The sequence below is a fragment of the Mesorhizobium sp. P160927 genome (assembly GCF_057766385.1).
The window spans coordinates 3,642,451-3,668,285 of record NZ_JBYMDW010000001.1; the positions used below are offsets into that span (position 1 = coordinate 3,642,451).

Here is a 25,835-nt window from a genome sequence, read left to right on the forward strand (position 1 = left end):
GAGCAAGCCGAATATCCGTCAGGTCCGGGGCGTGGCGAAGCACTGGATGCGGCGGCGCATGATCATCCGCTTTTGCGCGAAGCCTTGGTGCACTACAGTGCCGGCGGACACGAGGCGCTGTTTGAAAGCGGGCTTGCCCTGCTGATCGCCGGGGCAAAGCTCGAATGGTGGCCGAACGCTGATTGGGCAGTGAGCGGTCCGCAAAGGCGGTCAGCCTCCCTGCGCCGCCGCCGCCGATTCCGCCAGCCAACGCTCGACGATCACTGCGTCCGGGTCGCCGATTTCATGGCCTAATGGAACGATCCGGGCGGCGATCTCGGTACCGTGCCGGCTGAGCAATGTCACCAGGGGCGGCGCGAAAGGCCCGTAGGTCTCGTCCTCCGCCCCGGCAATGATCAGCGTCCGTGTGCCCATGAGGTCCGTTGAAGGCACCTTGTCGAGCACCGGCATTGGCCTCAGCAGCGCCGCGCTTCGGACAATGCCGGGATGGAGCAGCATCAGGCTCGAAACCAGATTAGCGCCATTCGAATAGCCAAGGAATGTCGCGTGAGCGAGATCAAGCCCATGGCGGGTGGCGACTTCGCTTGCGAATTCCACGAAGGCAGCGGTTTCGACACGGATGCTTTGCTGGTCGAAGCGCGTCGGCGTGATTCGCTCGAACCAGCGAAAACCGTCTTCCTGGGGGATACGGCCGCGTACCGCGATCAGGGCGGCATCGGGCGCGATGCGCCTCGCCAGCGGCACCATGCTTGTCTCGTCGACACCCGATCCATGCAGCAGGAACAGGCATGCACGGCCGTTTTTGCCGGCACCGAGGAGCCGATAGGGAAACGTTAGATCCAGCATCAGAGGGCCATTTTCGCCACTGGCGCCAGTCATAATGCATCCCGTTGATTATATAAGGCTTTACTCAATTTGCCGGCTTCAAAACGCAATATTTTCATGCTCCGCGAAAGTTGATTGAACCAGGCTCATTCCGGCCCGTTTCTGCGCCGATACACTCCTTGTGGGAGGAATCGAAGCGGTGCGTCGGGGGTCGCATTGCTGGACATGAACAACCAGCTTTGAGGCCTTTTGTCGATGACTACCCCTGTTTCGCCAGATCGCGATTTGCGCATCTTGGTCCGCGACACGCGTATCGATGTACTGCGCGCGCTGGCACTGCTCACCATCTTCGTCGACCATGTGCCGGGTACCGCTTTCGAGACGCTGACGTACAAGAATTTCGGTTTTTCGGATGCGGCCGAGGCGTTCGTGCTGATATCAGGCATTTCGGTCGCGCTCGCCTACGGCACCAAGTTCCGGCCTGGCGGCCGGCTTCTGGCGACCTTGAAAATGTGGCGGCGGGCGGGCGTGCTCTACGTCGCCCATATCGTCACGACAATGGTGGTGATGGCCCTGTTCTGCGCCGTGGCGGTGTTTGCCAGGCGGCCGGAACTGCTGACGCTCATCAACATCGAGCCCTTGATGAAGAACACGCCGCAGGTGCTGATCGGCATCGTCACGCTCGGCCACCAGCTCGGCTATAACAACATCCTGCCGGTCTATGCAGCGCTGCTTTTGATGGCGCCGGCCTTCGTCCTGTTCGTCAGCTCCAGGCCCGTCGCGGCGCTTGTCGCGTCCGGCACGCTGTGGCTGGTTGCCGGAATTTGGGAGATCGCCCCGCCCAATTATCCGGAGCCGGGTTTCTGGTTCCTCAACCCGCTGTCCTGGCAGTTCCTGTTCAACATCGGCCTTGCCGCCATGCTGCATGTCAGGCGCGGCGGCGTCATTCCGGTCAACCGTTGGCTGGTCGGCGCGGCGGCGGTGTATGTGCTGGCCGCGCTGGTGTGGGTGCATAGCCCGCTCTGGGGACAGATAACGTGGTTCAACCTGCCGGTGGTGATCGGCGGCTTCGACAAGACCTTCCTGTCGTTGCCGCGGCTGTTGCACATCCTGGCGGTCAGCTACCTCGTCGTCGCCCTGCCGACGCTGTCAAACCTGTTCCGCACCAGCCCCGACCATCCGCTGGCCATACTGGGCAAAAGATCGCTGCCGGTCTTCATCGCCGGCACGGTGATAGCCATGGTCGCGCAGGTGGTGAAGCTGATCAATCCGGGCGGGCTCGTCTATGACAGCCTGCTGATATCGGCCGGCATTGCCATGCAGTTCGCGCTCGCCTTCTATCTCGAATGGCTGTCGACCATCGGCGGTTCGGGCAAGGCCCGCACGGCTCAAACGGTTCCCGCGCCGGTTCGTGCGCCTTTGGGGACTGCCATGGCAAGAGCCAATCGGTAGGCGGTTCAGTCGCGTGGCGAAGCCGACGAGGCTCGCACGATCAGTTCTGCCGGCAGTTGATGCCGGCTGACCGGCCCGTTGCTTTCCAGGATCGCCCTGACGGCAAGGCGGCCCATCTCGGCAATCGGCTGGGCGATCGTGGTCAATGGCGGCTCGGATACCGCTGCTTCCGGAACACCGTCGAACCCGACGATGGAAACGTCGTCAGGCACGCTCAGCCCGCGTGCGCTCAGCCAATCGAGCGCCACCAGGGCTATTCTGTCCGACATGGCCAGGATGGCGGTGGGCGGCGTGTCGGAGGCGAAGATGATCTCGAGCCCCGCCTTCGTGCTCGCCACGTCGTTGGCGGTCTCGTAGACAGGCACTTTGGATATATCGACGCCAACCCGCGAAAGCTCCCGGAAATACCCGGTGAGGCGGTCGCGCGTCCCTGCATAGGTCGCCGCCCGAACCTGTTCGGCCGAAACAAGGCCCGTCCTGTTGTCGGCGAAGGGCAGGGCCATGACGGCGAAGCGGCGATGGCCGAGATCCGTGAGATGGCGGGCCGCCACGCCGGCGCCGGCGATATTGTCGACACCGATCGCGGCGACCGAGCCGTCCTCGGAGTCGAGGTCGAGCGCGACGAAGGGCAGCTTGCGCTCACGTGCCAACTCCACCAGGCGCGAGCCACCTTCGATGCAAAAGACGATGAAGCCGTCGACCAGCGCACTCTGGATGTTCCAGGCAAGCTGCTCGTTATTGGCGGCCGAGACCAGGGAAATGCCAGCTCCGGTCGCATCGCAAGCTTGCGAGATGCCCGCCATCATGACCCGCGCAAACGGATCGTCGAAGAAATAGGAGAGGGGCTCGGCGGTCGCCACGCCAATGGCGTTGACCTTGCCGGCCCGGAGCAGCCTGCCCTTTGGATCGGGCCCGCCATAACCCATGGCCTCGGCCGCGGCGCGAACCCGTTCGCGGACTTCCTCGCGCACGATCTCGGGGCGGCTGAATACATTGGACGCGGTGCCGTGCGAAACACCGGCGGCCTTGGCGATGTCGGCCAGCCGTACGGGTCGTCGATTGCCTGCGGTGAGTGACGCCATTTGTGCGTGCCTCCTGACATCCATGTAGCACGTTCTTCCGCCGCATCTAGTATTTTCGTTGGATCGATTCAATTTTTGCTTGACCTGCGCTGGTTTCAATCTTATATTTGAATCGATCCAAGTGGCGGCTTGGGTCTGCTGAATAGCCAAGAGGGAGGAGCGCCGTGCATCCCGTTAACTACCTGTTCGCCGACATCTATCGCAACGACTGGAATATCGGGTCAGCCACCAACAAGGCCAAGCATCGTGGTGAGACGGGCCCATGGATTCGCGATCTTCGCTTCTTGGTGCTGCGCAGGCGGAGCTGATCAACCGGCTCTTTTCGTGCCCGACGATTGGATCGATTCAAGACAGGGAGGATGAGCTATGCATCCCATCAAGCATCTGTTCGAAGATATCTACCGCAACTACTGGGGCATCGGACCGGCCATCGAGCGACCGGAAGCGCGACGCCGGCTGAAACCTGCTGTTGACGGCCGTGCCCTTTGGGGTCGCCCGGCACGCCGCCGGGACTGACCTCAAGCGATCATTTCAGGGCCGTGGACATGCCACGGCCGAGATCGCTATCGCCAGCCAGCCTGCGATGAGCAGGGTGCCGCCGATCGGCGCCGACATCGGAAACAGCCTTGAGCCCCAGAAATCGCGGGCGAGAAGATCGCCCGCGAAGAGGAGCAGTCCGGCGAGCAGAACGAGGCTTGCGATGCGCAGCCAGCGGTTTGTGCCTATAACGCCGATGGCGAGGAAGACCGGCGCATGCATCAGCAGGAACGACGCGGCGGTGCCGGTGAGGGCGCCGCCGCGGTGGGCGGCGGCCGCCGAAAGCGCCACCCCCGCCGCGCCGACGAGGCCGCCGGCAAGCACGAGAAGGCGACTGCCGTTTGGATCGCGGTTCATGGCCGGCGTGCTCCTTCTTTCTTCAGCAAGCGTCAGGGCTTGCGCGCTTCCAGCGCCATATGCCGCGTCCGCCGCGACTGGACGATCCAGTTGTAGGCGGCCCCGAGCGCCATCAGCACCGACGTGCCGAGAAACACCGCCGGCATGGCGAAATGGCCGCCCACAAAACCGCCGGCCAACGGCCCCGCGACCTGTCCGACATACTGCGCCGAGATCGCCAGGCCAAGCACGTTGCCGCCAACGCCGTCGGGGATGTTGTGCCTGATGACACTGGTGATGCAGGGCAGGAGCCCGCCCAGCGCCAGGCCCATCAGGAAACGCAGGCCGATGAGCTGTAAGCTGTTGGTGACAAAAGCCTGCGGGATAAGCAGCAGCGCCGAAACGGCCAGCGCTCCCACGACAACGTTCCAGTGCCCGATCCGGTCCGCGAGCTTGCCGAGCCAGGACGCCGAGAGGATCGTGCCCAGCGCGGCGGCCGACATCACAACGCCGGCGACGAGCGTCACCCTGCTCTGGTCCTCGACGAGCTGTTGCACATAGACGGTGATGATCGGCTCGATCGACATTGTGGCGAAGGCGAGCAGCATACCGGTGGTCAGCATGGCCACGACCGGGCGCTTGTCCGGGATCTGCGACCAGCCGCTTTTCGGCTTTGCCGCCGACGCGGGTTTGGCTGGCTTCAGGCGCGGACTCTCCTTGATGAGGAAGGTCGTTGCCAGGAAGGCGAGGAAGATCACGCCGCCTGACAAGAGGAAGGTGGCGCGAATGCCGATCACCGGCGGCAGCACGCCGCCCAACAGGGGACCGACCAGCGAGCCCGCTGTAATGCCCGCCGACAGCACACCAAGCGCCCAGCCGGAACGCTCCTTCGGCGTCTGCATGGCCACCAGTATGGTTGAACCGGAGGAATAGCCGCCCGCGAAGCCGATCAGCAGGCGCAACAGAACCAGTTGCCAGACCGTCTCGACCATGCCCGTCAGCGACATGCAGATCGCCATGCCGAAGGAGGCGCGCACCAGCATCACCTTGCGCCCGTAGCGGTCGCCCAGGCGCCCCCATACCGGCGCGACTGTGGCCGCGGCGAAGAAGGTGGCGCCATACGCGATGCCGGACCACTGCACGATTGCCGCGTGGCCCTGTGCGCCGAGTTGTTCGACATAAAGCGGCAGGAATGGCAGCAGCAGGGTCATGGCGATGAGCGTGCTGAACGAGCCCGCGAAACAGACGGCGAGATTGCGCCGCCAGTGGAAGTTGTAGCCGCTTTGCTGCGTGTCTTCCTGCGTCATGCCCTGCCTGCCCGGTATCAGCGCTTGTTGCAGATACCATTTTGGGATACCAAACTGGTCTCCGTCATGAACTTCACGCCGGCCGCTGTCAATGCGGCTTCGGAAAGGACGCGCGATGTCGCAGATGCAGAATGTCGAACGGCAGCTTCGCGAGATGATCCTGGCGCTCGAGATCGGGCCGGGAGAGCGACTGACCGAGCGCTGGATCGAAAGCCAATTCGGCGCCTCGCGCACACCTGTCAGGGCGGCGCTGCTGCGGCTGGAAACCGAGGGGCTGGTCGGCAGGGACGGGCGCGGCTGGACCGTTTCGCCCATCAACCTGGCCGAACTCGAGCAGGTCGCGGTCTATCGCGAGGCGGTCGAGATCGCGGCATTGCGGCTGACGTGCGGGCAAGCCGACAAGAGCGCCATCGATGTCATCGAGGCGATGCTCAATTCCTGCGACGAAGATACGCCGCGCGAGGAGTGGCACCGTGTCGGCATGGATTTTCACATCGAGCTGGCGCGGCTCTCCGGCAACGAATTCCTGTTCCGGGCGGTTCGTGACGCGATGACGCGCCTGTCACGCGCCCGCTGGCTGGAAGTGCGTGACGAAACGGCCCTTGGCCGTGCCTGGGTCGAACATCGCGCCATCCTTGCCGCGACACGCCTCGGTCAGGCCGATGAAGCCGCGCGGCTGCTGTCGGCCCACATCGTCGGCAGCCGTGACCGGCTGGTGAGGTCGCTTGCGAACGACCGACGTGGCCTTCGCGCCAGGGGATTTGCCGTTGTCGCCGCTTAGTGCGGTCCATGCGCTGCGGCACACTGGCCGGAAAAACAGACGGGTCTGACGTGAAGCGCACTTTCGGCCTCGCTTCAAGGAAGCCGATGGCGTAAGAGCGGCGATGGAAAACAACCGGTTTGAAACACCCGTGACCGTCAAATCCGTCACGGCGGGAAGCACTCAACTCTTGCGTTCGGCAAGGGAGGCTTCCGATTACCTCCTCAACAACTGGCCCGGCAAGCGCAGCCCCAAGCATCGTGCGGCGCTGCAGGCCTGTCACGACGCGCTCGCCGGCGACAAGCCGGCGATGAATGCCAGGCGCGCTTTCATCGCCGCGGCGCGGGAAGTGGATGTCTTCATCAGCGACAAGGCGCCAGCCTGATATTAGCTCGCGGTTTGGGCTGACAATTTGGATTGAGGCTCGGCCCGCATTAGCGGGCCGGATGCCGTTAATCCTTCGTTTCGGTCTCAGTCTCGGTTTCCGGCTTCGTACGTTCGCGCGCGGCAACCTTGGCCGCCAGCTTTTCAGCCTTCTTGGCCGCTTTCTGGCGGTCGCGCTCCTTGCGTTCCTGATCGTAGTTTGGTGCTCGCGCCATGTCGGCTCCTTTTGTGACTGCCTTGCGGCCCTGAGCCTGCCTAGGAGCATTAGCCGTCAAACACAACAGCCGAAGCGACAATGCGTGGCTGCTGGCATCCAAGAGATGCGGGCACTTGCCAGATCGGCGCCACAATGATGTAGGACATGCGGGCGCCAATGAATTGAGAAGCCCGTTTGTTTTGATCAAGTGACCGATGGCCACAATTTCACGGACCGCAGCAAGAGTTTTCTATTATTCGAGAAACGTCGCGCGCGATATCGCTCCGCAAGCGCTGTTTCGTGCCAGGCTGGCTGGCCGTCTCGAAAAGGCCAGGCTTTCCGGTGAGGCGGCACGCCGCAGGCTGAATTACTACAACAAGTTGCAGGATGGTTTCGCGCCAAGCGCCCATGCCGTGCGCATCGGAAAACTGCCCTTCACGCCAACCATGTACTATTACGACCTGAAGGAATTCGCCCGCTACTTCGATCCCGGCCTGCTCATCGACCTGGAATTCGGCGACGTCAGGAATGTCCCTAAGGTGCCTTCGATCGTTAAGGACCGGCCAATCTGTGCTGACGACAAGAACGCGATCATCATGAAACTGGACAAGTTTCGTCATTTCCAGATGCCGGCTGACGCCATCTCGTTCGCCGACAAGCTGCCGTCCGTTGTCTGGCGTGGTGATCTCAACAATCCGATCAGGACAAGATTTCTGAACGCCGTGCACGACTTGCCGTTCTGCGATGCCGGTTCGCACAAGCCGAACGCACCGCCCGAATACGCCAGGCCTTTTCTCAGCATCAGCCAGCACCAGCGCTATCGCTACATCGTCTCGCTCGAGGGCAACGACGTGGCGACCAATCTCAAATGGATCATGAATTCGAAGTCGCTCTGCATGATGCCGCCGCCGACCTATGAGACATGGTTTGCGGAGCGGCAGCTCGAAGCCAACGTCCACTATGTGCCGCTCGCGGCGGATTTCTCGAACCTTGAGGACCACGTCGCCTATTTCGAGCGGAAACCGGCGGAGGCGGAGCGCATCATCGCGGCCGCGAACGCCTATTGCCGGACATTCGACGACGAACAGACCGAGCAGGCGATCTCCCTGCTGGTGCTCTACAAATACTTCGTTCTGTCGGGCCAGATCAAACCGGATGCCGAGGTGTGGCGCTACATAACGGGCTAGTTGCGGCGCTCGGTCGAGGCAGCTAGCCATGCATTGGGGTGCTATCGGAATGCGTGGCTGGATGATACGGCAATCATGCTGCGGGAACCATCCCGACCGTCATTTGTTTGAACGCGTTTATCTTTGATCAAAAGAACCCATGGCCACCCTCCAACGAACGACGGCAAAGGTCTTCTACTATGCGCGGAACGTCATGCGCGATATCGCGCCGCAGGCGATCTTCCGGCGGCGATTGGCCAGCCGCCTGCAGCAGGCCAGACTCTCGGACGAGGCCGTGCGCCGGCGTCTGAATCACTACAACAAGCTGCAGGACGCTTTTACGCCAGGCCCGGATGCGGTGCGCATCGACAAGATACCGTTTGAACCGAGCATGTACTATTACGACCTGAAGGAATTTGCCCGCTATTTCGATCCATCATTGCTCATCGACCTGAAGTTCGGCGATGTCATCGGCGTGCCCAAGCTGCCGACCCTCGTCAAGGACCGGCCGATCCGCGCCGACAACAGCAATGCCGTCGTCATGAAGTTCAACAAATTCCGCCACTTCCACATGCCCGTCGATACCGTCGCCTTCGCCGACAAGCGCCCTGCCGTGGTCTGGCGCGGCGACCTCAACAATCCGATCAGAACACGGTTCCTGGATGTCGCGCGCGACCTGCCGTTCTGCGATGCCGGTTCGCACAAGCGCAGCGCACCGGCTAAGTACAGCAAGCCCTTCCTCAGCATCAGCCAGCACCTGCGCTATCGCTACATCGTCTCGCTGGAGGGCAATGACGTGGCGACCAACCTCAAATGGATCATGAATTCCAACTCGCTCTGTCTGATGCCGCCGCCGACCTACGAAACATGGTTCGGCGAGAGCCAGCTCGAGGCCGGTGTCCACTATGCGCCGCTCGACCCCGATTTTGCCGATCTCGGCGCAAAAGTGCGCTATTTCGAAGCGCACCCGGCCGCGGCGGAGCGCATCATAGCCGCAGCCAATGCCTATTGCCGCAAATTCTCAAATGAACGGGACGAGCATTCGATCTCCTTGCTCGTCCTCTACAAATATTTCGTGCTCGGCGGCCAGATCGAACCCGATCCCGAACTCTGGCGGTTTATCGGCGGCTAGCTCTTGCTCTCGGCCTGATGCCGATCAGATATCGCTGCGGTCGAGAACCAGATCGGCGGGGCCGAAGCGATCCTTCGCTGTTAGTTGCTGGTGCCAGTAGGGGTAGAGCAGGGGCGGCCGGCTGACCGCGTCGAGGCGCTGGCGTTCTTCGGTGCCGAGCTTCAGGGCCGCCGCCGCAAGGTTGTCCTTGAGCTGAACGTCATTGCGGGCGCCGATCACCAGCGAGGAGACGGCAGGGCGACCGAGCAGCCAGGCGAGCGCCACCTGCGCCGCCGAGACGCCACGATCCTTGCCGATGTCGACCAGCACATCGACAATCCGCCACAGCCGGTCCTCGTCGCGGATCGGCGGCTCGGACCAGCCGGCAAGCTGGCGAGCGGTCGGGCTGTCACGGCGGTATTTGCCCGACAGCAGGCCGCCGGCGAGCGGGCTCCAGACCAGAACGCCCAGCCCCTGATCGACCGAGATCGGCAAGAGCTCGTACTCGGCCTCGCGTGCTTCCAGCGTATAGTGGATCTGCTGGGTGACGAAGCGTTGCTGGTGACGGCTGTCGCTGATGGAAAGCGCCTTCATCACCTGCCAGCCGGAATAGTTGGAGCAGCCGATGTAGCGCACCTTGCCCTGGCTGACCAAACTGTCGAGCGCGGCAACGGTCTCCTCGAGTGGGGTGAGGCCGTCCCATTGGTGGACGAAATAGATGTCGATGACATCGGTCTTCAAGCGCTTCAGACTGCTCTCGCATTCACGGATCAGATGGTGGCGCGACAGGCCCTCGTCGTTCGGGCCCTTGCCGATCCGCATCCGCGCCTTTGACGCGATCAGCACATCGTTCTTGCGCTTGCCGCCGAGCGCTTCGCCAATGATCTCTTCGGAGAGGCCGTTGGAATAGACGTTGGCGGTGTCGATGAGGTTGATGCCGGCATCGATGCACATGTCCATCATCCGCTTGGCTTCGGCGAGATCGCTGTTGCCGACCGCCGCGAAGGGCCCCGCGCCGCCGAATGTCATGGTGCCAAGCGTCAGTGTCGAAACCTTCAGGCCGGAACGGCCAAGGGTGCGGTATTCCATGTCAGATCCTCACGATTTGTTGAAGAGGCGTGCCGCCAAGGCAGGCCTGGAATGCGACCGCATTTGTAGGACAATTCAGCCTGCTTGTCGCCATGCAACGACGGTCGATCGATCGTACATTGCGGAATATGCAACGTCGGAAATTGCGCTCGGGCTGCAATAAAACCGTCACCGCCGGCCTATATTGAAGTCGGCTCAGGTGTTTCCATTCAGGCCGCTGGCCAGCAATTGGGGCGCCAGTGGTAACCGAGAGGGCTTGCAAGCGGAGCAGTTGATATGACCGAGCTGAAACAGAATTCCCCTGCCAAGGACTGGCTTGAGGCCGAGCTCGCCGACACGCTCGACGAGGACTATGAGCTCGAAATGTCGGAGCCGGCCCTCTCTATGGAGATCGCCAAGATCTACAAGAACTCGCATCCGCCTTCGATCGATCGCATGCGGTATTTTCGCGACCTGATCAGCCTCCAGTCCGAATTGATCAAGCTGCAATCCTGGGTCGCCTACCACAAGAAGAAACTGGTGGTGATATTCGAGGGCCGCGACTCCGCCGGCAAGGGCGGCGTCATCAAGCGCATCACACAGCGGCTCAATCCGCGTATCTGCCGCGTCGTGGCGCTTCCGGCTCCGACCGAACGCGAGAAGTCGCAATGGTATTTCCAGCGCTATGTCCCGCATTTGCCCGCAGGCGGCGAGATCGTTTTGCTCGACCGCTCCTGGTACAACCGCTCCGGCGTCGAACGGGTAATGGGTTTTGCCAACCCCGAGCAGGTCGAGGAGTTCTTCCATGACGTGCCGGAGTTCGAGCGCATGCTGGTGCGCTCGGGCATCACCGTGGTCAAATACTGGTTCTCGATCACCGACGAGGAACAACAAATGCGCTTCCTGATGCGTATCCACGACCCGATGAAACAGTGGAAGCTGTCGCCGATGGACCTGCAGTCGCGGGTGCGCTGGGAACAGTACACCAAGGCCAAGGAGGAGACCTTCGCCCGCACCAACATTCCCGAGGCGCCCTGGTTCATCGTCGAGGGTAACGACAAGAAGCGCGCGCGGCTGAACTGCATCGACCATTTGCTCAAGCAGCTGCCGTATGAAGAGGTGCCACACGAGGAGATCACGCTGCCGGAGCGCGTCTTCAACCCGGAATACGAGCGCCAGGTGCTGCCGCGCGAACTTTACGTGCCGGAGAAGTATTGAGCGAGAGTTTTGTCCTTCTCCCCGTCACTACGGGGAGAAGGTGCCGGCAGGCGGATGAGGGGCGGCGCTGGCTTTGATAATTGAGCCCGGATCAACCCCGCGCGCGCTATGTTCTTCTGCTGACACATTGCCATCTGACATGCTCGACAGCGCAATCTTCTAGCGCTAGCGCCGCCCCTCATTGTCCTGCCGGACATTTCTCCCCGTATAGTGACAGGGAGAAACGGGCGTTCGTCGAGGGTTTCGCCACCTTACGCCCGCTTGATCACCACATGCGTGGCAAGCGCCGTCGCCACTTGCTCGGTGCATTGATAGCCAAGCTTCACCATATCCAGCCCCGCAAAAAGGTTCTCGCCTCTGCCAAGCAGCACCGGCGAGATCGCCAGGTGCATCTCGTCGATCAGCTTTTCCTGCAGATACTGCCGGACGGTGGAGACGCCGCCGCCGACTCGCACGTCCTTGCCTGACGCGGCCGCTTTGGCCTGTTCGAGAGCCGAATGAATGCCGTCGGTTACGAAATAAAAGGTCGTGCCGCCTTCCATCACGATGGGATCGCGCTTGTAATGCGTCAGCACGAAGGTCGGGACGTGATAGGGCGGGTTGTCGCCCCACCAGCCCTTCCAGCTGTCGTCAGGCCATTCGCCGCGGATCGGCCCGAACATGTTGCGGCCGAGGATCCAGGCGCCGACATTCTCGAAGCTGCGCGCCGCAAAGTCTTCGTCGACGCCTGTCTCGCCGCCTTCCTCGCCAAACATCTTGCGGAAGGTGCGGGTGCTGAAAGCCCATTTGTGCAGGGCCGGTCCGCCGACTCCGAGCGGATTTTCAAGGCTCTGATCGGGACCGGCGCCATAGCCGTCAAGCGACAGGCTGAAAGCGTTGACGCGAAGTTTGGACATGAGGACCTCCTTCTTGAGAGCCAGTTGTATTTTGCAAGCGGTTTTCTAGCAAACTGATTTTGAATTGCAAGCGGTTTTTCGAGGCGGGAAAGGTGTTTCCGAATCTTGCCGCCAAGCTACGGCCACCGCCTCATTGCCCGGTCAGTTGGCGCGCGACGATTCCAAGGTCCTCGCTGTGGCTAATCGTCAGGTCGCGGCGGCCAGCGCCTGCCGCATGGCTTTCGCCATCGTCTTGGCATGGCAATAGGCAAGCATGACCGTTTCCTCGGGTTGCGGCGAAGCCTTCGTCAGTGCCCGCCTTGCCGACACCGTCGCCCGACGGTGAAACGGGTCAGGAAGCATCCTCAGGAGGCGTTCGCCATACCGCTTGGCCGAGGTGCGGGCCGCCTCCGGCCGTGCTTCGATCATAGCTGCAGCTGCCAGTTTTTGTCAGCGGGTTTTCGATGGAACAGCCGACCAATCGAAGGAAGTGGTGACATCTACTGAAGTGCCTTGCCCGGGAAGTCGGGCTACCCCTTCAGCATCACAGCCACTTCGGGTGCGAAATAGGTCAGGATGCCGTCACAGCCGGCGCGCTTGAAGGCGAGCAACGATTCCAGCATCGCCTTCTCGCCATCGATCCAGCCATTGGAATCAGCCGCCTTGATCATCGAATATTCGCCCGAGACCTGGTAGGCGAAGGTCGGCATCTGGAATTCGTCCTTCAGCCGGCGAATGATATCGAGATAGGGCAGGCCGGGCTTGACCATCAGCATGTCGGCGCCCTCGGCGATGTCCTGCTCGGCCTCGCGCACCGCCTCGTCCGAATTGGCGTGGTCGATATAATAGGTCTTCTTGTCGCCCTTGAGCAGGCCGGCGGTGCCGACCGCCTCGCGATAGGGGCCGTAGAAGGCCGAGGCGAATTTGGTGGCGTAGGACATGATCGCCACGTCCTGGAAACCGTTGGCGTCGAGCGCGTCGCGGATGCCGCCGATACGGCCGTCCATCATGTCGGACGGCGCGATGATGTCGGCGCCGGCCGCCGCCTGGATGACGGCCGCCGCCGCGACCTGTTCGACGGTCTCGTCATTGACGATGATGCCATCGCGCAGGATGCCGTCATGGCCATGGCTGGTGAACGGGTCGAGTGCGGCGTCGGTGATGATGCCGATCTCGGGTACCGCGTCCTTGATGGCACGCGTGGCGCGGTTGATGATGTTTTCCGGGTCGAGGATGTGGGACCCCGTCTGGTCTCGCAGGCCGAGATCGACGTTGGGAAAGGTGGCAAGAGCCGGGATGCCGAGCTTGGCCGCCCGTTCGGCCTCCTTGACGGCAAGGTCGACCGAAAGCCGGAAGACGCCGGGCATGGCGGCAATCGGCTCTCGGATATTCCTGCCCTCGACAACGAATATCGGCCAGATCAGGTCGTCCACCGAAAGCCTGTTCTCCTGCACGAGCCGGCGCGACCAGTCGGCCTTGCGCATGCGGCGCAGGCGGCGGCTACCGGTGACGTCATCGACGCTGCGCGCGCCGGCAGCTTTTGCTGGGGTGAATTTGTTCATGGCCAAAACTCCGGATCCGCTGCTTTTACCACGAGCCCTTGGTGCTGACCAATGCGACACGTTTGTGCCAGTGCCGAAAGCTGCCACAGCGCTGTCCCACCACGCCTATTGGGTCAGGGCTGCCCATTGCCCGAAAGGATCCGTGCCGCGCCTCCTATTGCCACACGGAACGCCTCGTCGAAGCTGACACCGCGCACCTGCCAGCGATAGGTCTTGCCGTGATCGGCCAGTCGCCAATCGGCGATCCAGCCCAGTTCCTCGTCGCTCCATATGATGCTGCCGGCGAGCGCTCGGTCGCCGCCGGTTTGCTTGGCCATCCGATCCAGCCTTGCCATGTCCGTCGCGCGTAGCGCTCCTTCACCCAAGCCGGCAAGTTGCGCGGCTTTCGGAAACGCGACATGCATCAGCATCGGCCCGGTGGCATTGACGAAGGATTCGCGCATCGTCTCGCCGCGCCCTTCCTCGGCGCTCAGAACGAAATGCCGCGCGCCTTGTTCGGTCGTGAGGAAGACGGTGAGTGTCGGCCGCTCGCCCAGCCAGGGCCTGCTGCCGAGCGACGCCAGCAGCCTGTCGATCACATCAGGTTTGTAGAAGCAGGTGAGATCATGCGGCCGGTCATGCGTGCCTTGCTCGTCATGGATCGGAATGCCCTCCATCCGGTCATGGTAGCGGAACGAGTCGACAAAGCTGCCGGCCTTGTCGCGCAGCGCGTCCATTTCGCGTCTGGCAAGCAGCCGCTGATCGCCCGAAACACGGACGAGCACCTTGTCGAGGCAAGTCCTAAAGCCGAGTTGACGGTTTTCTTCACCCTGGCCGGTGACAATGGTCTGCGAGTGGTAAAGGTCGCCGAGGTCGGTTGCCCCCGCGGCGACATTGGTTGCCATCAACACCGATAGGCAACTCAGAACAAAGGCAAGGCGCAAAAACGGCGGCATGGCTAACTATCCTGCTCTCGGCCTCTCGTAACGTCCACCAATAGCATCGGCCACCGCTAGCCGCCAAGATCGAGGCGGCCAGGCTGCAGCCATTGACGCACCCATGTGCCGCCTTTAGCACTTCAGTCCCGCAGGCGTGGGAACAAGGATTCTCTGGCGATGGATTTTGGTGGAGGCGACGAAATTCGCTTCGAAAGGTTGGGCAGGGCCGGGGTCGTCACGCTGACGCGGCCGCAGGCGCTCAACGCCGTCACCCATCGCATGATCAAGGCGCTAGGCAAGGCCCTGCGGTCTTGGGAGCGCGACGAGGGTGTGGATGTCGTCGTGGTCAAGGCCGAGGGCAGGGCGTTTTCGGCCGGGGGCGATATCCTGCACATCTACGAAGCCGGTCGGGCTGGAAACCCACCGGTAGAGTTTTTCGCAGACGAGTATCGCCTCAACGCCTACATCGCGCGTTTCAAGAAGCCCTATGTGGCGCTCATCGACGGTATGGTCATGGGCGGCGGGGTCGGCATTTCCTTCCACGGTTCGCACCGGGTGATGACCGAGAATGCCCAGTTCGCCATGCCGGAGGTCGGCATCGGCTTTTTCCCGGATGTCGGCGCCAGTCATCTGCTGCCCGACCTTGGCGGTTCCTTCGGCATGTACCTGGCGCTGACTGGGAACCGCATTCGTTATGGCGATGCGCTGTGGTCGGGGCTGGCCACCCACACCATCAAGGCCGAAGACCAGCTAAGCTTCCTCGATCGGCTGGCGCTGACGGGCGATCCGGAATCGGTGCTGCGCGGTTTCTTTGTTCCGGCCAAGCGGGAGACCGACAGGCCGATCCTGGAGGCGATCTCCCGCCATTTTGCCCAACCGTCGCTACCGGATCTCATCGACACCCTGGACCGCGCGGGCAAGGACGAATTCGCCGCCGGGACGCTGGCAACGATCCGCACGCGCTCGCCGACCAGTCTTCGCGTCGCCTGGCGACAGATCAGCGCCGGGCAGACCTTGTCGATGGACGACTGCATGAGGATGGAGTTCCGCATCCTGAACCGGATGCTGGCCGGCCACGATTTCTACGAAGGCATCCGCGCCGCCATCATCGACAAGGGCTCGAAGCCGCAATGGCGGCCGGCAGCGATCGATGCGGTCGGCGAGGCGGATGTCGAGGCCTATTTTGCCTCGCTCGGCGATCGGGAACTCGAGTTGTGAGCGAGGTGACATCGAGACGCGTCGTCCTGCAGCCCTCGACCGTCGAGGTGATCTTCGCCTGGTTCCAGCGTGTTATCGCGGGCTACTGCCTGCTGTTCGGCATCCTCTACTGGATCAAGCTGATCGGCTTCTATCCGGGCTCGCTGTGGCGGTTCGACCTTATGCCGGTGCATTGGCAGGTCGCGGCGGTGATGCTCGCGGTGTTCTTTCCCTTCGCCGCGGCAGGGTTGTGGATGCTGGCGTCCTGGGGCCCGGTGATCTGGTTCATCTGCGCGGTCACGGAGACGGTCATGTATGCCGGCTTTCCCGAGCTTTTCGGCCATCGTCCCCTGATCATCGTCTCGCATGCCTGCGTGGCGCTGCTCTATATCGTCTTTCGCGTCGTCATCTACCTGCAGAAACGGCCGGCACGGCACTAATGCATGTCGCCCGGAAGTGTCCTCGGTTCCGGGATCACGACATGCATAAAATCAGAGGCGACGTGCTGTAAGCCTTTATACCCATTGACGACCTGTCGACTGCCTGAATCCGGCGCGGCGGCCATTGCCTAAATCTTTAGGTTAATCATCCTTGCCCGGGTGACCGTTCGTTAAGCGTCTTGCGAAACCTCTTACCGGTAAGCTCTTGTTAGCCCTAGCGTTTAAGTCGAATTTTATGAGTATTCGATAGTGTCGCGATCAAGGTGAAAAACAAAAAATCACCAAGGCGACAAACGAGAGGCAAAGACAATGATCAATTCGCGTCCGGCGGCGAAGACCGCCAACGTTTCCGACGATCGCCGCGAGGCTATCCGTTCCCTGTACATGGAATCGCTGCAGCTGGTCGAGCGTTTGCACCGCCGTCTGCTTGATGTCATCAAGGACGAATTCGACCGCAACGGCCGCTCCGACATCAACGCCATCCAGGCGCTGCTGCTCTTCAACATCGGCAATTCCGAGCTGACCGCAGGCGAACTGCGCTCGCGTGGCTATTATCTCGGCTCGAACGTCTCCTACAATCTGAAGAAGCTGGTCGATCTCGGCTTCATCAACCACCAGCGCTCGCGCATCGACCGCCGTTCGGTCCGTGTCTCGCTGACGCCGAAAGGCAATGAAGTGGCGGACGTGGTTGCCGGTCTCTATGAGCGCCATGTCGGCTCGATCGAACAGGTCGGCGGCATCAACACCGACGAGTTCAAGCAGATGAACCGCGCTCTGCAGCGGCTCGACCGCTTCTGGAACGACACGATTGCCTACCGGATGTAAGACCATCCAGGAAACGGAGCCGCGCCGCAGAAGCGTGGCCGAAACAGCGACCTCCAGTCAGGGCCGGTGCCGAAAAGCACCGGTCTTTTCTTTCTTGCGTCCGGCCGAAGCAAATTACCGGCCAAGGCCACGTTGCCGCCATATTCCAGTGGAACCGAGAGCGGAAGTGATGCTGTGGTGAAGACCATGCGTCCACCCGCAACCGTGTCGCGCCCCTTGCCTTGGTCGCCAATGTGATACGGACCATGGTTGGCTAATTGTTAAGATTGCCGATTTTAGAGTGCGGGCGAGATCGCGCGATGGTCGATGCAGCAAGTGATCGAACCGCTACAAGAATGTCTGGAACGTCCATGAGAACCAGCCGCCGCTTTTTCCTTTCCGGAGCCTCCGCGCTCGCTGCCGCCGTGGTGGCTGGGCGTGCGAATGCGCAGGACGTGATCGGAGATATCCTGAAATCCTCGGCCCGCGGCAACTGGGACGATCAGTTCGATGCACGCGCCAGCGAAGGCGGCAAGGTGGCCTCGACGCTGCCCATCTTCAGTCCCCAGACTGTCGCCTTCACCGAGCAGGCGGTCGCGCAGTATCAGAACATTGTCGGGCAGGGCGGTTGGACAGACGTTCCCGCGACGAAGAGGCTGCAACTCGGCGTCGACGATCCGGACGTGGTGCCGCTGCGCAAGCGCCTGATGGTTGCGGGCGACCTGTCGCAGAGCGCCGGCATTTCGACGGCTTTCGATTCCTATGTCGACTCGGCGGTCAAGCGCTTCCAGTTGCGCCACGGCCTGCCGGCTGACGGCTCGATGGGCAAATACACCTATGCCGCGATGAACGTTTCGGCACAGATCCGGCTCGGCCAGTTGCAGACCAATCTGCAGCGGCTGAAGGAAAAGGCCGGTACGTTGGGCAGCCGTTATGTTCTGGTCGACATTCCGGCGGCGCAGGTCGAAGCGGTCGAGAACGACCGCGTCGTGCTTCGCCACACCGCGATCGTCGGCAAGATCGATCGCCAGACGCCGATCGTCAATTCCAAGATCAACGAGATCATCGTCAATCCGTACTGGAACGCACCGGTCTCGATCGTGCGCAAGGACATCATTCCGTTGATGCGGAAGAATCCCGACTATCTCAAGAACAGCCATATCCGCCTGTTCGCGCCTGATGGCAGCGAAGTCGATCCGATGAATGTGGACTGGTCGACCGACGATGCCGCCAAGTACCGTTTTCGTCAGGATCCCGGTTCGGAAAACGCCATGGCGTCGGTCAAAATCAATTTCCCGAGCCCGGACGGCGTCTACATGCACGACACGCCGCAGCAGAGCCTGTTCGGCAAGATGATGCGCTTCGATTCCTCGGGCTGCGTGCGTGTCCAGAACGTGCGCGATCTCGTCACCTGGATCCTGCGCGACACGCCCGGCTGGGATCGCCAGCATTTCGAGGCGGCCATCAAGACCGGCCAGAACACGCCGATCCAGGTCACCAACCCGGTGCCGGTGCATTTCCTCTATCTCTCTGCCTGGTCGACAGGACCCGGCGTCGTCCAGTTCCGCGACGACGTCTATGCGCTCGACGGCAACAGCGAGCTGCAGATCACGTCTTCACTGTAACGACCTGATATTTTTTTTAAAAAGCCGCTCTCAGGGCGGCTTTTTTGTTGCGGATGTCGTCAGATCCACTCATTCGACCGGCTGGACGAAGCTCAGGCGATTGGCGATGGTCGGCAAACAGCCGGGATCGTGCCATGGACGTCGCCATCTTCATTCTCGTCGTGCTGGTCTTCGTGGCGCTGTCCGGCGCGCTCGTCCGCCTGGTTCGAGTGCCGCTGCCGGTGCTGCAGATCGCCATCGGCGCGGCCCTTGCTTGGCCCGCCAAGGGCCTCCATGTCGAGATAGATCCGGAACTTTTCCTGCTGGTGTTCATCCCGCCGCTTCTGTTCGGCGACGCCTTCGCGGCGCCCAAACGCGAACTCGTCGCTTTGCGCGGACCTATACTCGATCTCGCCATCGGGCTGGTCTTCTTCACCATTGTCGGCTTCGGCTATGCCTTGCATTGGCTGGTGCCGAGCATTCCGCTCGTCGTCGCATTCGCGCTGGCCGCCGTTCTGTCGCCGACCGACGCCGTGGCTGTATCCGCCATCGTCGACAGGAATGTGGTTCCGTCCCGGTTGATGCACATATTGGAGGGCGAGTCGCTGCTCAACGACGCGTCGGGCCTGGTCATGTTCCGCTTTGCGGTGGCGGCGGCATTGACCGGCAGCTTCTCCTTCGCGGGAGCCTCGCTCAGCTTCCTCTACGCCGTCGCCGCTGGCATCCTGGCCGGTATCGCGGCGCTGTTCATCGCCGCCAAGGCGCTGCAACTGCTCAACCGCATCGGCGGCGTGCCCGCCGAAGCGCAGGTTCTCGTCATGATCCTGCTGCCTTTCGTCGCCTATCTCGGCGCCGAGCATGTCGGTGCCTCGGGTATCCTGGCGGCCGTCACCGCCGGCCTGCTGACCGGGGCTTCCGGCATGTACCGCTTCCTTGGCGTGTCGGCGCGCATGCAGACCCTGTCGCTTTGGGCGACGCTCACCTTCGTTTTCAATGGCGCTCTGTTCATTCTGCTCGGCCTGCAGCTTCCCGACATCATCCGCAAGGTCCCACCGGAACTGTCCAGCCGTCATTGGCTGATCGAGCCGGTGGCGACGGTGCTGATCCTGACGCTCTGCCTGATCGGGCTGCGCTTCCTGTGGATCTGGGTCGGGGACATCGCCCAGGCGATCGCGGCGCGCATCGGCAAACGCGAGGCCGAGCCGTTCGGATTTCGCGTCCGGCTTGCCGGCTCCGTAGCCGGCGTGCGCGGCGCAATCACATTGGCGGGCATCCTGTCATTGCCGCTCGCTTTGCAGGACGGCTCTCCCTTTCCGGAACGTGATGTGGTGATCTTCCTTGCCGCTGGCGTCATCATCTGCTCGCTTCTGATCGCCAGCCTTGCCTTGCCCAGGATAGCGCGGGGGCTGGTCGAGCCGGGCAAGGATCCGGCAGCGGCGGAAGAGCGCCGGGCGCGCGTCGGCGCCGCCAATGCGGCGATCGCCAAGATCGAGAGCATCGCCAGCGAGGCGGGCGAGGGCGAGGCGGTCCAGGCCCGCCTGGCCGTCGCCGACAGCATCGTGGCAGCTTACCGTAGACGCATCGCGGCTTCGGACGAAGCCGACGAGGCCCGCGCCGAAGCCCGCGAAGCCGGCAGGTTGGAGCTGGAACTCAGGGCGGCCGGCATCGAGGCGGAGCGTGCAGCGCTGCGCGCCATGTTCCGCAGCCAGGAGATCAACGATCACACGATGCGCGCGCTGTTTTCTGAAATCACCTTGACCGAGGCCTTATTGAAGCAGCGGCGGGACAGGAAATAGCGAACGGCCGCGATCCGTTGGCGCAAACCGGCCAGCAAATTTCGCGCTGCAAACGTGGCGAGCCCAAAACAACTGTGTTAATGGCCCGGCGAACGCAATGCATGTCGTCCAAGGCCGTTGAGTGGTTCGGGACGACGGCGTGCACGAATTTGCCCTTCCAACCCTAGGGGAACTCAGGCCATGGCAACAGCAGCGGCGGCGTCCAACAAATTCGAATCCTTCTTCGAAACCACTTTGGAAGATGCCGATCCGGAGATCTTCGGCTCCATCCGCAACGAGCTCGGTCGCCAGCGCCACGAGATCGAACTGATCGCCTCCGAAAACATCGTCTCGCGCGCCGTGCTCGAGGCCCAGGGGTCGATCATGACGAACAAATATGCCGAGGGCTATCCGGGCAAGCGCTACTATGGCGGCTGCCAGTTCGTCGACGTGGCCGAGGAACTGGCCATCGAGCGGGCCAAAAAACTGTTCGGATGCAACTTCGCCAACGTCCAGCCGAATTCCGGCAGCCAGATGAACCAGGCGGTGTTCCTGGCGCTGCTGCAGCCCGGCGACACTTTCATGGGGCTCGACCTCAATTCCGGCGGCCATCTCACCCATGGCTCGCCGGTCAACATGAGCGGCAAGTGGTTCAAGGTTGTCTCCTACGGCGTGCGCAAGGACGACCACCTGCTCGACATGGACGCCATCGAGAAGACCGCGCACGAGACCAAGCCGAAGCTGATCCTGGCCGGCGGCACAGCCTATTCGCGTATCTGGGACTGGAAGCGTTTTCGCGAGATCGCCGACGCCGTCGGCGCCTATCTGATGGTCGACATGGCCCACATCGCGGGCCTCGTTGCCGGCGGTGTGCATCCCTCGCCCTTGCCGCACGCCCATGTGGTGACGACCACCACGCACAAATCGCTGCGCGGCCCGCGCGGCGGCATGATCCTGTGCAATGACGAGGATATTGCCAAGAAGATGAACTCGGCGGTGTTCCCTGGCCTGCAGGGCGGACCGCTGATGCATGTCATCGCCGCCAAGGCGGTGGCCTTCGGCGAAGCGTTGAAGCCGAGCTTCAAGGTCTATGCCGAAAGCGTCGCAGCCAACGCCAAGGCGCTTGCCTCCAGCCTCAAGGAAACAGGCCTCGATATCGTCTCCGGCGGCACCGACAACCACCTGATGCTGGTTGACCTCAGGCCCAAGAACGCCACCGGCAAGCGCGCCGAGGCGGCCCTTGGCCGCGCCAACATCACCTGCAACAAGAACGGCATCCCCTTCGACCCGGAAAAGCCCTTCGTTACCTCTGGCGTGCGGCTCGGCACGCCCGCCGGCACCACGCGCGGTTTCGGCCAGGCCGAGTTCCGCGAGATCGGCAAACTGATCGCCGAGGTGCTGGATGGGCTCAAGGTTGCCAATTCCGACGAAGGCAATGCCGCGGTCGAGGCGGCGGTCAAGGCCAAGGTTGTCGCATTGACCGGTCAATTCCCCCTCTATCCCTATCTCGGTTGATCCCTTATCTCGGGCGATCCCTTATCGCGGTTGACCGGGCGCGAAGCGTCATCTTTTATCCACCGGCATCGCGTCACCCTGATTGGGTGACGCATCGACCCGGAGAATTGATGATGCGAAATTTTTGTCTTGCTTCTCTCGGCGCTTTAGGTTGGCTGGCCGCCTGCGGCCCCGTTTTGGCCCAGACGCAGCCCGCTGCGGACATGCCTGCCACCAGCACTTTCGGCCGGTGGACGACCATGGTCGATACGCTCGACACCGGCCAGGACGCACACAAGACCTGCGCGGCCTCGACGGCGTTCTTCGATGCGAGTGGCAATTCGGGCACGCTGACATTGTCGATCTCGACCGGCGACGCGCTGCCGCCTGACGCCTATCCGGCCGTCATGCTCACCATCGACAACCGGACCCTGCCGACCGACAAGAAGATCTCTGCCATTTTCGGCGATCCCGGCATCAAGGTTTCCGCGACGGTTTACTCCAGCGATGCCGTCAATGGCCGTCCGAGCTGGACGATCGACAATCAGGCCAAGACAAGTCTCGCGCTGCTGCGGGCCATGCGAAAAGTCACATCGCTCGACGTCACCTTCGGCAAGCAGGCTGTCGCCAGCATTCCGATGGACGGTTTCACAAAGGCCTATCGCACCCTCGGCACATCTTGTGGCTTCCCAACTAAGGACGTGGCACCTTAACGGCCTGGCCGGAGCAAGCTTGCCGCGCTGGCAATCTTCCTCGCGCCTCGCTATCTCTGAGGTGCGGCAGGCCGTGGAAAAAGCGGAACTGCTTCAATCCGCACCGGAAAGGCTCTAAGCCTTTCACCCCACCAGATTCGCGAACCCAAGGCTCTCCATGCGCTGTCCCTATTGCCAGTCCGAAGATACGCAGGTGAAGGATTCGCGCCCCGCCGAGGATGGCGCGGCGATCCGCCGGCGGCGTGTCTGCCCCGATTGCGGCGGCCGTTTCACGACGTTCGAGCGCGTGCAGTTGCGCGACCTCGTCGTGGTCAAGAAATCGGGACGAAAAGTGCCGTTCGACCGCGACAAGCTGTTGCGCTCGGTCGAGATCGCGGTGCGCAAGCGCAATGTCGATCCCGAGCGCATCGATCGCGCGGTGACCGGGATCGTGCGCCAACTGGAAAGCTCCGGCGAAACGGAAGTGGCCTCGGGCGAGGTCGGCCGGCTGGTCATGGATGCGCTGAAATCGCTCGACGATGTCGCCTATGTGCGCTTCGCCTCGGTCTATCGCAATTTCCGTGAGGCCAAGGATTTCCACGAGTTGCTCGGCGAACTGAAGGGGGACGAGGAAAAGAGCGAAGAGGACGCCGGCTGAGCATGGCAGCACCGCAACTCAGCGAGGCCGAACAAGCGACCTTTGACCGCCGTTTCGTGGCCGCGGCCTTGCGGCTGTCGCGCAAGAATGCCGGACGCACCTCGACCAACCCGTCCGTCGGCACGCTGATCGTGCGCGATGGTGGGACCGGGCCGATGATCGTCGGTACCGGCGTCACCGCCGTCGGCGGCCGGCCGCACGCCGAGACCGAGGCGCTTGCCGAGGCCGGCGAACTCGCGCGTGGCGCCACCGCCTATGTCACTTTGGAGCCTTGCGCCCATCACGGCCGCACGCCGCCTTGCGCCAACGCGCTGGTCAGTGCCGGCATTGCGCGTGTCGTGGGTGCGGCCAGCGATCCCGATCCGCGGGTCTCTGGCAAGGGTTACGCCATCCTGCGCGAGGCCGGTGTCGAAGTGGTCGAAAAGGTCCTCGCCACGGAAGCTGCCGAACAGATGGCGGGCTACTTGATTCGCTCTCTGAGAAAGCGCCCGGAAGTAATTCTGAAGCTTGCGCTTTCGAGCGACGGCAAGATTGGCAGGGAAGGCGCCGGCCAGGTCGCGATAACAGGCGACATGGCGCGCCGCGAAGTCTACCTCATGCGCGCCGAGGCGGACGCCATCCTGGTCGGCATCGGCACGGCGCTGGAAGATGATCCGGCGCTTACGGTGCGTTTGCCCGGACTGGAGAACCGCTCGCCGGCACGCATCGTGCTCGACCGCCAGATCAGGCTGCCGGAGGCCTCGAAGCTGGTGTCGGGCGTCGATCGAGTACCTCTTTATGTGGCGGCTTGCCTTGAGGCCGATTCGCGGCGGCGGGCCGCGCTCGAGCGCGCCGGCGTGCGCTTCATCGGTACGGAGACGCACGAGGGCGGCGTCGCATTGCCGGAGCTGCTCGAGGATTTGGCGGCGCTTGGCATGGCAAGCGTGCTGGTCGAGGGCGGCGCCAAGGTGGCGAGCGCCTTTCTGGCCGACGGGCTGGTCGACCGCATCGTGCTGTTCCAGGGACCGGAAGCGATCGGCCAAGACGGCATTGCATCGCCTGTCGACGCTGACCATATCCCGGTGGGTTTTCGCAAGCTGCGCGAGATGCGGTTCGGCGAAGACGGTTACGCCGAATGGATCAGGGATTTTCAGGGATAGCGATCGATGTTTACCGGGATTGTCACCGATATCGGCACCGTGGCCGCCATCAAGCCGCTGCGGGAAGGGGTGGGACTGCGCATCGACACCGCCTATGATCCCGAGACCATCGCCATCGGCGCCTCGATTTCCTGTGGTGGCGTCTGCCTGACGGTCACGGCTTTGCCCGACAGCGGCTCGAACGCGCGCTGGTTCGAGGTCGAGGCCTGGGAGGAGGCGCTCAGGCTGACCACGGCGGCGGGTTGGAAGGCCGGCACCAGGATCAATCTGGAACGGGCGCTGAAGCTCGGCGACGAGCTTGGCGGCCACATCGTTTCGGGCCATGTCGACGGCACCGCCGAGATCGTTGAACGCAGGGATGAGGGCGATGCGGTGCGCTTCACACTGGAAGCGCCGCGCGATCTGGCGAAATTCATTGCGCCGAAAGGCTCCGTTGCGCTCGATGGCACCTCGCTCACCGTCAACAGCGTTACGGGCACCCGCTTCGACGTGCTGTTGATCCATCATTCGCTGACCGTCACCACCTGGGGCGAGCGCAAGGCAGGCGACCGCGTCAATCTTGAGATCGATACCATGGCCCGCTACGCCGCCCGGCTGGCGGAGGCGGCGAAAGAGGGACAGGCATAGCCTCGGTCTTAATCGGCATTATTAAACTTGATTGCGAGGCCCTGACGGAAACAAAGGTTATCACTGCTCATGTTCCACTGCCGCTTGCGAGGAAAGTGGACCAACTGGCTGCTCGACTGAGCGTCCGCGCGGGTGGATCGTTAAACAGGCACTTTCCGCTTGGGTTGTTTTGGAGGAGGAACGTCCACGGCTCACGCTTGAAGCGCTGGCCGATGTCGACGCTGGTCGGGTTATAGACCGCCAGGCCGTTCAGGCCCGGGCAGAGAGCCTTGGTAGTGAAAAGCCGCTCCCTGCGCCACGCTGGTGGAGCTAAGTGGACCAGTAGGGCTTTGGCCGACCTGGTCGGGCTTCATGACTTTCTTGCATCAGCAAACAATCAGGCCGCCGCCAGTGTGGTGCGGTCGCTGGTTGCCGCTGCAGCACGGCTAAACGAAGATCCGCGTATCGGGAAGAAGCTGGAAGAGTTCGAGCCGCGTGAAGTCCGCCGCATTTTGGTCGGCAACTGCGAGGTCCGCTACGAGATAGAGAACACTACGATTTCACTGCTCCGTCCGTGGCAGACCCGAGAAGAGCGATAAGCGGACTTCGCCCCCAGCCAATCTTCCGCTT

The 25,835-nt window shown here is 62.4% G+C and carries 28 protein-coding genes and 1 pseudogene; 19 read left to right on the forward strand and 10 right to left on the reverse strand.

Annotated elements, in window-relative coordinates:
• Positions 1-210: 210 nt before the first annotated feature.
• Complete coding sequence (locus AC3CB8_RS17610) at positions 211-879, reverse strand: alpha/beta hydrolase (RefSeq protein WP_023795595.1); 669 nt, start codon at positions 877-879, stop codon at positions 211-213.
• A 201-nt stretch (positions 880-1,080) separates the two neighbouring features.
• Between AC3CB8_RS17610 and AC3CB8_RS17615 the strand changes: the two genes are divergently transcribed.
• The gene (locus tag AC3CB8_RS17615) at positions 1,081-2,277 is read left to right on the forward strand and encodes an OpgC family protein (RefSeq protein WP_023773290.1); all 1,197 of its coding nucleotides are present in this window, start codon (positions 1,081-1,083) and stop codon (positions 2,275-2,277) included.
• A 5-nt stretch (positions 2,278-2,282) separates the two neighbouring features.
• Here AC3CB8_RS17615 and AC3CB8_RS17620 read toward each other — a convergent pair whose 3' ends face one another.
• A complete protein-coding gene (locus tag AC3CB8_RS17620) occupies positions 2,283-3,359 on the reverse strand; it encodes a substrate-binding domain-containing protein (RefSeq protein WP_352563078.1) in 1,077 nt (358 codons plus the stop codon).
• Between the two features lie 366 nt (positions 3,360-3,725).
• On the opposite strand from AC3CB8_RS17620, the gene AC3CB8_RS17625 reads away from it, so the two are divergent.
• A complete protein-coding gene (locus AC3CB8_RS17625) occupies positions 3,726-3,875 on the forward strand; it encodes a hypothetical protein (RefSeq protein ID WP_023773287.1) in 150 nt (49 codons plus the stop codon).
• 15 nt (positions 3,876-3,890) lie between these two features.
• Here AC3CB8_RS17625 and AC3CB8_RS17630 read toward each other — a convergent pair whose 3' ends face one another.
• Positions 3,891-4,253, reverse strand: a complete 363-nt coding sequence (locus tag AC3CB8_RS17630; protein WP_352563079.1) for a DUF423 domain-containing protein — start codon at positions 4,251-4,253, stop codon at positions 3,891-3,893.
• A gap of 32 nt (positions 4,254-4,285) precedes the next feature.
• Positions 4,286-5,539: an MFS transporter gene (locus AC3CB8_RS17635; protein WP_352563080.1), complete on the reverse strand. Its 1,254-nt coding sequence runs from the start codon at positions 5,537-5,539 to the stop codon at positions 4,286-4,288.
• Positions 5,540-5,654: 115 nt separating this feature from the next.
• Here AC3CB8_RS17635 and AC3CB8_RS17640 point away from each other — a divergent pair, with 115 nt between their 5' ends.
• Both AC3CB8_RS17640 and AC3CB8_RS17645 read left to right on the forward strand, forming a co-directional pair.
• Entirely contained in the window at positions 5,655-6,320 is a 666-nt protein-coding gene (locus tag AC3CB8_RS17640; protein WP_488377330.1) for a GntR family transcriptional regulator, read from the forward strand.
• 130 nt (positions 6,321-6,450) lie between these two features.
• Positions 6,451-6,684: a DUF982 domain-containing protein gene (locus tag AC3CB8_RS17645; RefSeq protein WP_245262889.1), complete on the forward strand. Its 234-nt coding sequence runs from the start codon at positions 6,451-6,453 to the stop codon at positions 6,682-6,684.
• Positions 6,685-6,751: 67 nt separating this feature from the next.
• On the opposite strand, the gene AC3CB8_RS17650 is transcribed toward AC3CB8_RS17645, so the two are convergent.
• On the reverse strand, positions 6,752-6,898 hold the full coding sequence (locus tag AC3CB8_RS17650) for a hypothetical protein (RefSeq protein WP_015318263.1): 147 nt from the start codon (positions 6,896-6,898) through the stop codon (positions 6,752-6,754).
• A gap of 196 nt (positions 6,899-7,094) precedes the next feature.
• On the opposite strand from AC3CB8_RS17650, the gene AC3CB8_RS17655 reads away from it, so the two are divergent.
• Positions 7,095-8,066: a glycosyl transferase family 90 gene (locus AC3CB8_RS17655; protein WP_023783040.1), complete on the forward strand. Its 972-nt coding sequence runs from the start codon at positions 7,095-7,097 to the stop codon at positions 8,064-8,066.
• A gap of 139 nt (positions 8,067-8,205) precedes the next feature.
• Positions 8,206-9,177 (forward strand): glycosyl transferase family 90, encoded by a 972-nt coding sequence (locus tag AC3CB8_RS17660; protein WP_352563081.1) that lies wholly within the window; start codon positions 8,206-8,208, stop codon positions 9,175-9,177.
• Between the two features lie 24 nt (positions 9,178-9,201).
• On the opposite strand, the gene AC3CB8_RS17665 is transcribed toward AC3CB8_RS17660, so the two are convergent.
• Entirely contained in the window at positions 9,202-10,245 is a 1,044-nt protein-coding gene (locus tag AC3CB8_RS17665) for an aldo/keto reductase (protein ID WP_023783042.1), read from the reverse strand.
• A gap of 276 nt (positions 10,246-10,521) precedes the next feature.
• Here AC3CB8_RS17665 and ppk2 point away from each other — a divergent pair, with 276 nt between their 5' ends.
• On the forward strand, positions 10,522-11,442 hold the full coding sequence (gene ppk2, locus AC3CB8_RS17670; protein ID WP_023773281.1) for a polyphosphate kinase 2: 921 nt from the start codon (positions 10,522-10,524) through the stop codon (positions 11,440-11,442).
• A 251-nt stretch (positions 11,443-11,693) separates the two neighbouring features.
• On the opposite strand, the gene AC3CB8_RS17675 is transcribed toward ppk2, so the two are convergent.
• The 4 genes from AC3CB8_RS17675 to AC3CB8_RS17690 all read right to left on the reverse strand — a co-directional run bounded on the left by AC3CB8_RS17675 (position 11,694) and on the right by AC3CB8_RS17690 (position 14,814).
• Positions 11,694-12,338 (reverse strand): dihydrofolate reductase family protein, encoded by a 645-nt coding sequence (locus AC3CB8_RS17675; RefSeq protein ID WP_023783043.1) that lies wholly within the window; start codon positions 12,336-12,338, stop codon positions 11,694-11,696.
• Between the two features lie 186 nt (positions 12,339-12,524).
• Positions 12,525-12,746, reverse strand: a complete 222-nt coding sequence (locus tag AC3CB8_RS17680; protein WP_352563082.1) for a hypothetical protein — start codon at positions 12,744-12,746, stop codon at positions 12,525-12,527.
• A gap of 101 nt (positions 12,747-12,847) precedes the next feature.
• Positions 12,848-13,879 carry a porphobilinogen synthase gene (hemB, locus tag AC3CB8_RS17685; protein WP_352595618.1) on the reverse strand — a complete coding sequence of 344 codons (1,032 nt, stop codon included), beginning with the start codon at positions 13,877-13,879 and terminating at the stop codon, positions 12,848-12,850.
• 113 nt (positions 13,880-13,992) lie between these two features.
• Positions 13,993-14,814, reverse strand: coding sequence for a DUF2066 domain-containing protein (locus AC3CB8_RS17690; RefSeq protein ID WP_352563084.1), 822 nt, complete (start codon positions 14,812-14,814; stop codon positions 13,993-13,995).
• A gap of 159 nt (positions 14,815-14,973) precedes the next feature.
• On the opposite strand from AC3CB8_RS17690, the gene AC3CB8_RS17695 reads away from it, so the two are divergent.
• From AC3CB8_RS17695 to AC3CB8_RS17750, 12 genes and pseudogenes are all read left to right on the forward strand, one after another.
• On the forward strand, positions 14,974-16,014 hold the full coding sequence (locus AC3CB8_RS17695) for an enoyl-CoA hydratase/isomerase family protein (RefSeq protein ID WP_352563085.1): 1,041 nt from the start codon (positions 14,974-14,976) through the stop codon (positions 16,012-16,014).
• Positions 16,011-16,433 (forward strand): DUF6163 family protein, encoded by a 423-nt coding sequence (locus AC3CB8_RS17700; RefSeq protein WP_023773275.1) that lies wholly within the window; start codon positions 16,011-16,013, stop codon positions 16,431-16,433. The genes AC3CB8_RS17695 and AC3CB8_RS17700 overlap by 4 nt, the downstream gene beginning before the upstream one ends.
• 309 nt (positions 16,434-16,742) lie before the next feature.
• Positions 16,743-17,258 (forward strand): transcriptional regulator LdtR, encoded by a 516-nt coding sequence (ldtR, locus tag AC3CB8_RS17705; RefSeq protein ID WP_013896002.1) that lies wholly within the window; start codon positions 16,743-16,745, stop codon positions 17,256-17,258.
• A 350-nt stretch (positions 17,259-17,608) separates the two neighbouring features.
• Positions 17,609-18,862, forward strand: a complete 1,254-nt coding sequence (locus tag AC3CB8_RS17710; protein WP_023773274.1) for a L,D-transpeptidase family protein — start codon at positions 17,609-17,611, stop codon at positions 18,860-18,862.
• 134 nt (positions 18,863-18,996) lie between these two features.
• Positions 18,997-20,637, forward strand: a complete 1,641-nt coding sequence (locus tag AC3CB8_RS17715) for a Na+/H+ antiporter (RefSeq protein WP_352563086.1) — start codon at positions 18,997-18,999, stop codon at positions 20,635-20,637.
• Between the two features lie 180 nt (positions 20,638-20,817).
• Entirely contained in the window at positions 20,818-22,131 is a 1,314-nt protein-coding gene (gene glyA / locus AC3CB8_RS17720) for a serine hydroxymethyltransferase (protein WP_488377331.1), read from the forward strand.
• 113 nt (positions 22,132-22,244) lie between these two features.
• Positions 22,245-22,823, forward strand: coding sequence for a hypothetical protein (locus AC3CB8_RS17725; RefSeq protein ID WP_023773271.1), 579 nt, complete (start codon positions 22,245-22,247; stop codon positions 22,821-22,823).
• A 157-nt stretch (positions 22,824-22,980) separates the two neighbouring features.
• Complete coding sequence (gene nrdR, locus AC3CB8_RS17730; RefSeq protein ID WP_015318247.1) at positions 22,981-23,460, forward strand: transcriptional regulator NrdR; 480 nt, start codon at positions 22,981-22,983, stop codon at positions 23,458-23,460.
• 2 nt (positions 23,461-23,462) lie between these two features.
• Positions 23,463-24,599 carry a bifunctional diaminohydroxyphosphoribosylaminopyrimidine deaminase/5-amino-6-(5-phosphoribosylamino)uracil reductase RibD gene (ribD, locus tag AC3CB8_RS17735; protein WP_352563087.1) on the forward strand — a complete coding sequence of 379 codons (1,137 nt, stop codon included), beginning with the start codon at positions 23,463-23,465 and terminating at the stop codon, positions 24,597-24,599.
• A 6-nt stretch (positions 24,600-24,605) separates the two neighbouring features.
• Positions 24,606-25,226 (forward strand): riboflavin synthase, encoded by a 621-nt coding sequence (locus tag AC3CB8_RS17740; protein ID WP_023773268.1) that lies wholly within the window; start codon positions 24,606-24,608, stop codon positions 25,224-25,226.
• A gap of 41 nt (positions 25,227-25,267) precedes the next feature.
• Positions 25,268-25,539 (forward strand): annotated as a pseudogene (locus AC3CB8_RS17745) (CopG family ribbon-helix-helix protein).
• Complete coding sequence (locus AC3CB8_RS17750) at positions 25,517-25,804, forward strand: type II toxin-antitoxin system RelE/ParE family toxin (protein WP_031240892.1); 288 nt, start codon at positions 25,517-25,519, stop codon at positions 25,802-25,804. The pseudogene AC3CB8_RS17745 and the gene AC3CB8_RS17750 overlap by 23 nt, the downstream one beginning before the upstream one ends.
• Positions 25,805-25,835 lie beyond the last annotated feature (31 nt).

Excerpts from the sequence above, each read along its gene's own strand:
- AC3CB8_RS17725 (WP_023773271.1), top strand. The coding sequence starts at position 22,245 with ATGCGAAATTTTTGTCTTGCTTCTCTCGGCGCTTTAGGTTGGCTGGCC.
- nrdR (WP_015318247.1), top strand. The coding sequence starts at position 22,981 with ATGCGCTGTCCCTATTGCCAGTCCGAAGATACGCAGGTGAAGGATTCG.
- AC3CB8_RS17660 (WP_352563081.1), top strand. The coding sequence starts at position 8,206 with ATGGCCACCCTCCAACGAACGACGGCAAAGGTCTTCTACTATGCGCGG.
- AC3CB8_RS17710 (WP_023773274.1), top strand. The coding sequence starts at position 17,609 with ATGAGAACCAGCCGCCGCTTTTTCCTTTCCGGAGCCTCCGCGCTCGCT.
- AC3CB8_RS17625 (WP_023773287.1), top strand. The coding sequence starts at position 3,726 with ATGCATCCCATCAAGCATCTGTTCGAAGATATCTACCGCAACTACTGG.
- AC3CB8_RS17665 (WP_023783042.1), bottom strand. The coding sequence starts at position 10,245 with ATGGAATACCGCACCCTTGGCCGTTCCGGCCTGAAGGTTTCGACACTG.
- glyA (WP_488377331.1), top strand. The coding sequence starts at position 20,818 with ATGGCAACAGCAGCGGCGGCGTCCAACAAATTCGAATCCTTCTTCGAA.
- AC3CB8_RS17610 (WP_023795595.1), bottom strand. The coding sequence starts at position 879 with ATGACTGGCGCCAGTGGCGAAAATGGCCCTCTGATGCTGGATCTAACG.
- ldtR (WP_013896002.1), top strand. The coding sequence starts at position 16,743 with ATGATCAATTCGCGTCCGGCGGCGAAGACCGCCAACGTTTCCGACGAT.
- AC3CB8_RS17680 (WP_352563082.1), bottom strand. The coding sequence starts at position 12,746 with ATGATCGAAGCACGGCCGGAGGCGGCCCGCACCTCGGCCAAGCGGTAT.
- AC3CB8_RS17635 (WP_352563080.1), bottom strand. The coding sequence starts at position 5,539 with ATGACGCAGGAAGACACGCAGCAAAGCGGCTACAACTTCCACTGGCGG.
- hemB (WP_352595618.1), bottom strand. The coding sequence starts at position 13,879 with ATGAACAAATTCACCCCAGCAAAAGCTGCCGGCGCGCGCAGCGTCGAT.
- ppk2 (WP_023773281.1), top strand. The coding sequence starts at position 10,522 with ATGACCGAGCTGAAACAGAATTCCCCTGCCAAGGACTGGCTTGAGGCC.
- AC3CB8_RS17695 (WP_352563085.1), top strand. The coding sequence starts at position 14,974 with ATGGATTTTGGTGGAGGCGACGAAATTCGCTTCGAAAGGTTGGGCAGG.
- AC3CB8_RS17615 (WP_023773290.1), top strand. The coding sequence starts at position 1,081 with ATGACTACCCCTGTTTCGCCAGATCGCGATTTGCGCATCTTGGTCCGC.
- AC3CB8_RS17740 (WP_023773268.1), top strand. The coding sequence starts at position 24,606 with ATGTTTACCGGGATTGTCACCGATATCGGCACCGTGGCCGCCATCAAG.
- AC3CB8_RS17715 (WP_352563086.1), top strand. The coding sequence starts at position 18,997 with ATGGACGTCGCCATCTTCATTCTCGTCGTGCTGGTCTTCGTGGCGCTG.
- AC3CB8_RS17675 (WP_023783043.1), bottom strand. The coding sequence starts at position 12,338 with ATGTCCAAACTTCGCGTCAACGCTTTCAGCCTGTCGCTTGACGGCTAT.
- AC3CB8_RS17630 (WP_352563079.1), bottom strand. The coding sequence starts at position 4,253 with ATGAACCGCGATCCAAACGGCAGTCGCCTTCTCGTGCTTGCCGGCGGC.
- AC3CB8_RS17640 (WP_488377330.1), top strand. The coding sequence starts at position 5,655 with ATGTCGCAGATGCAGAATGTCGAACGGCAGCTTCGCGAGATGATCCTG.
- AC3CB8_RS17690 (WP_352563084.1), bottom strand. The coding sequence starts at position 14,814 with ATGCCGCCGTTTTTGCGCCTTGCCTTTGTTCTGAGTTGCCTATCGGTG.
- AC3CB8_RS17650 (WP_015318263.1), bottom strand. The coding sequence starts at position 6,898 with ATGGCGCGAGCACCAAACTACGATCAGGAACGCAAGGAGCGCGACCGC.
- AC3CB8_RS17620 (WP_352563078.1), bottom strand. The coding sequence starts at position 3,359 with ATGGCGTCACTCACCGCAGGCAATCGACGACCCGTACGGCTGGCCGAC.
- AC3CB8_RS17655 (WP_023783040.1), top strand. The coding sequence starts at position 7,095 with ATGGCCACAATTTCACGGACCGCAGCAAGAGTTTTCTATTATTCGAGA.
- ribD (WP_352563087.1), top strand. The coding sequence starts at position 23,463 with ATGGCAGCACCGCAACTCAGCGAGGCCGAACAAGCGACCTTTGACCGC.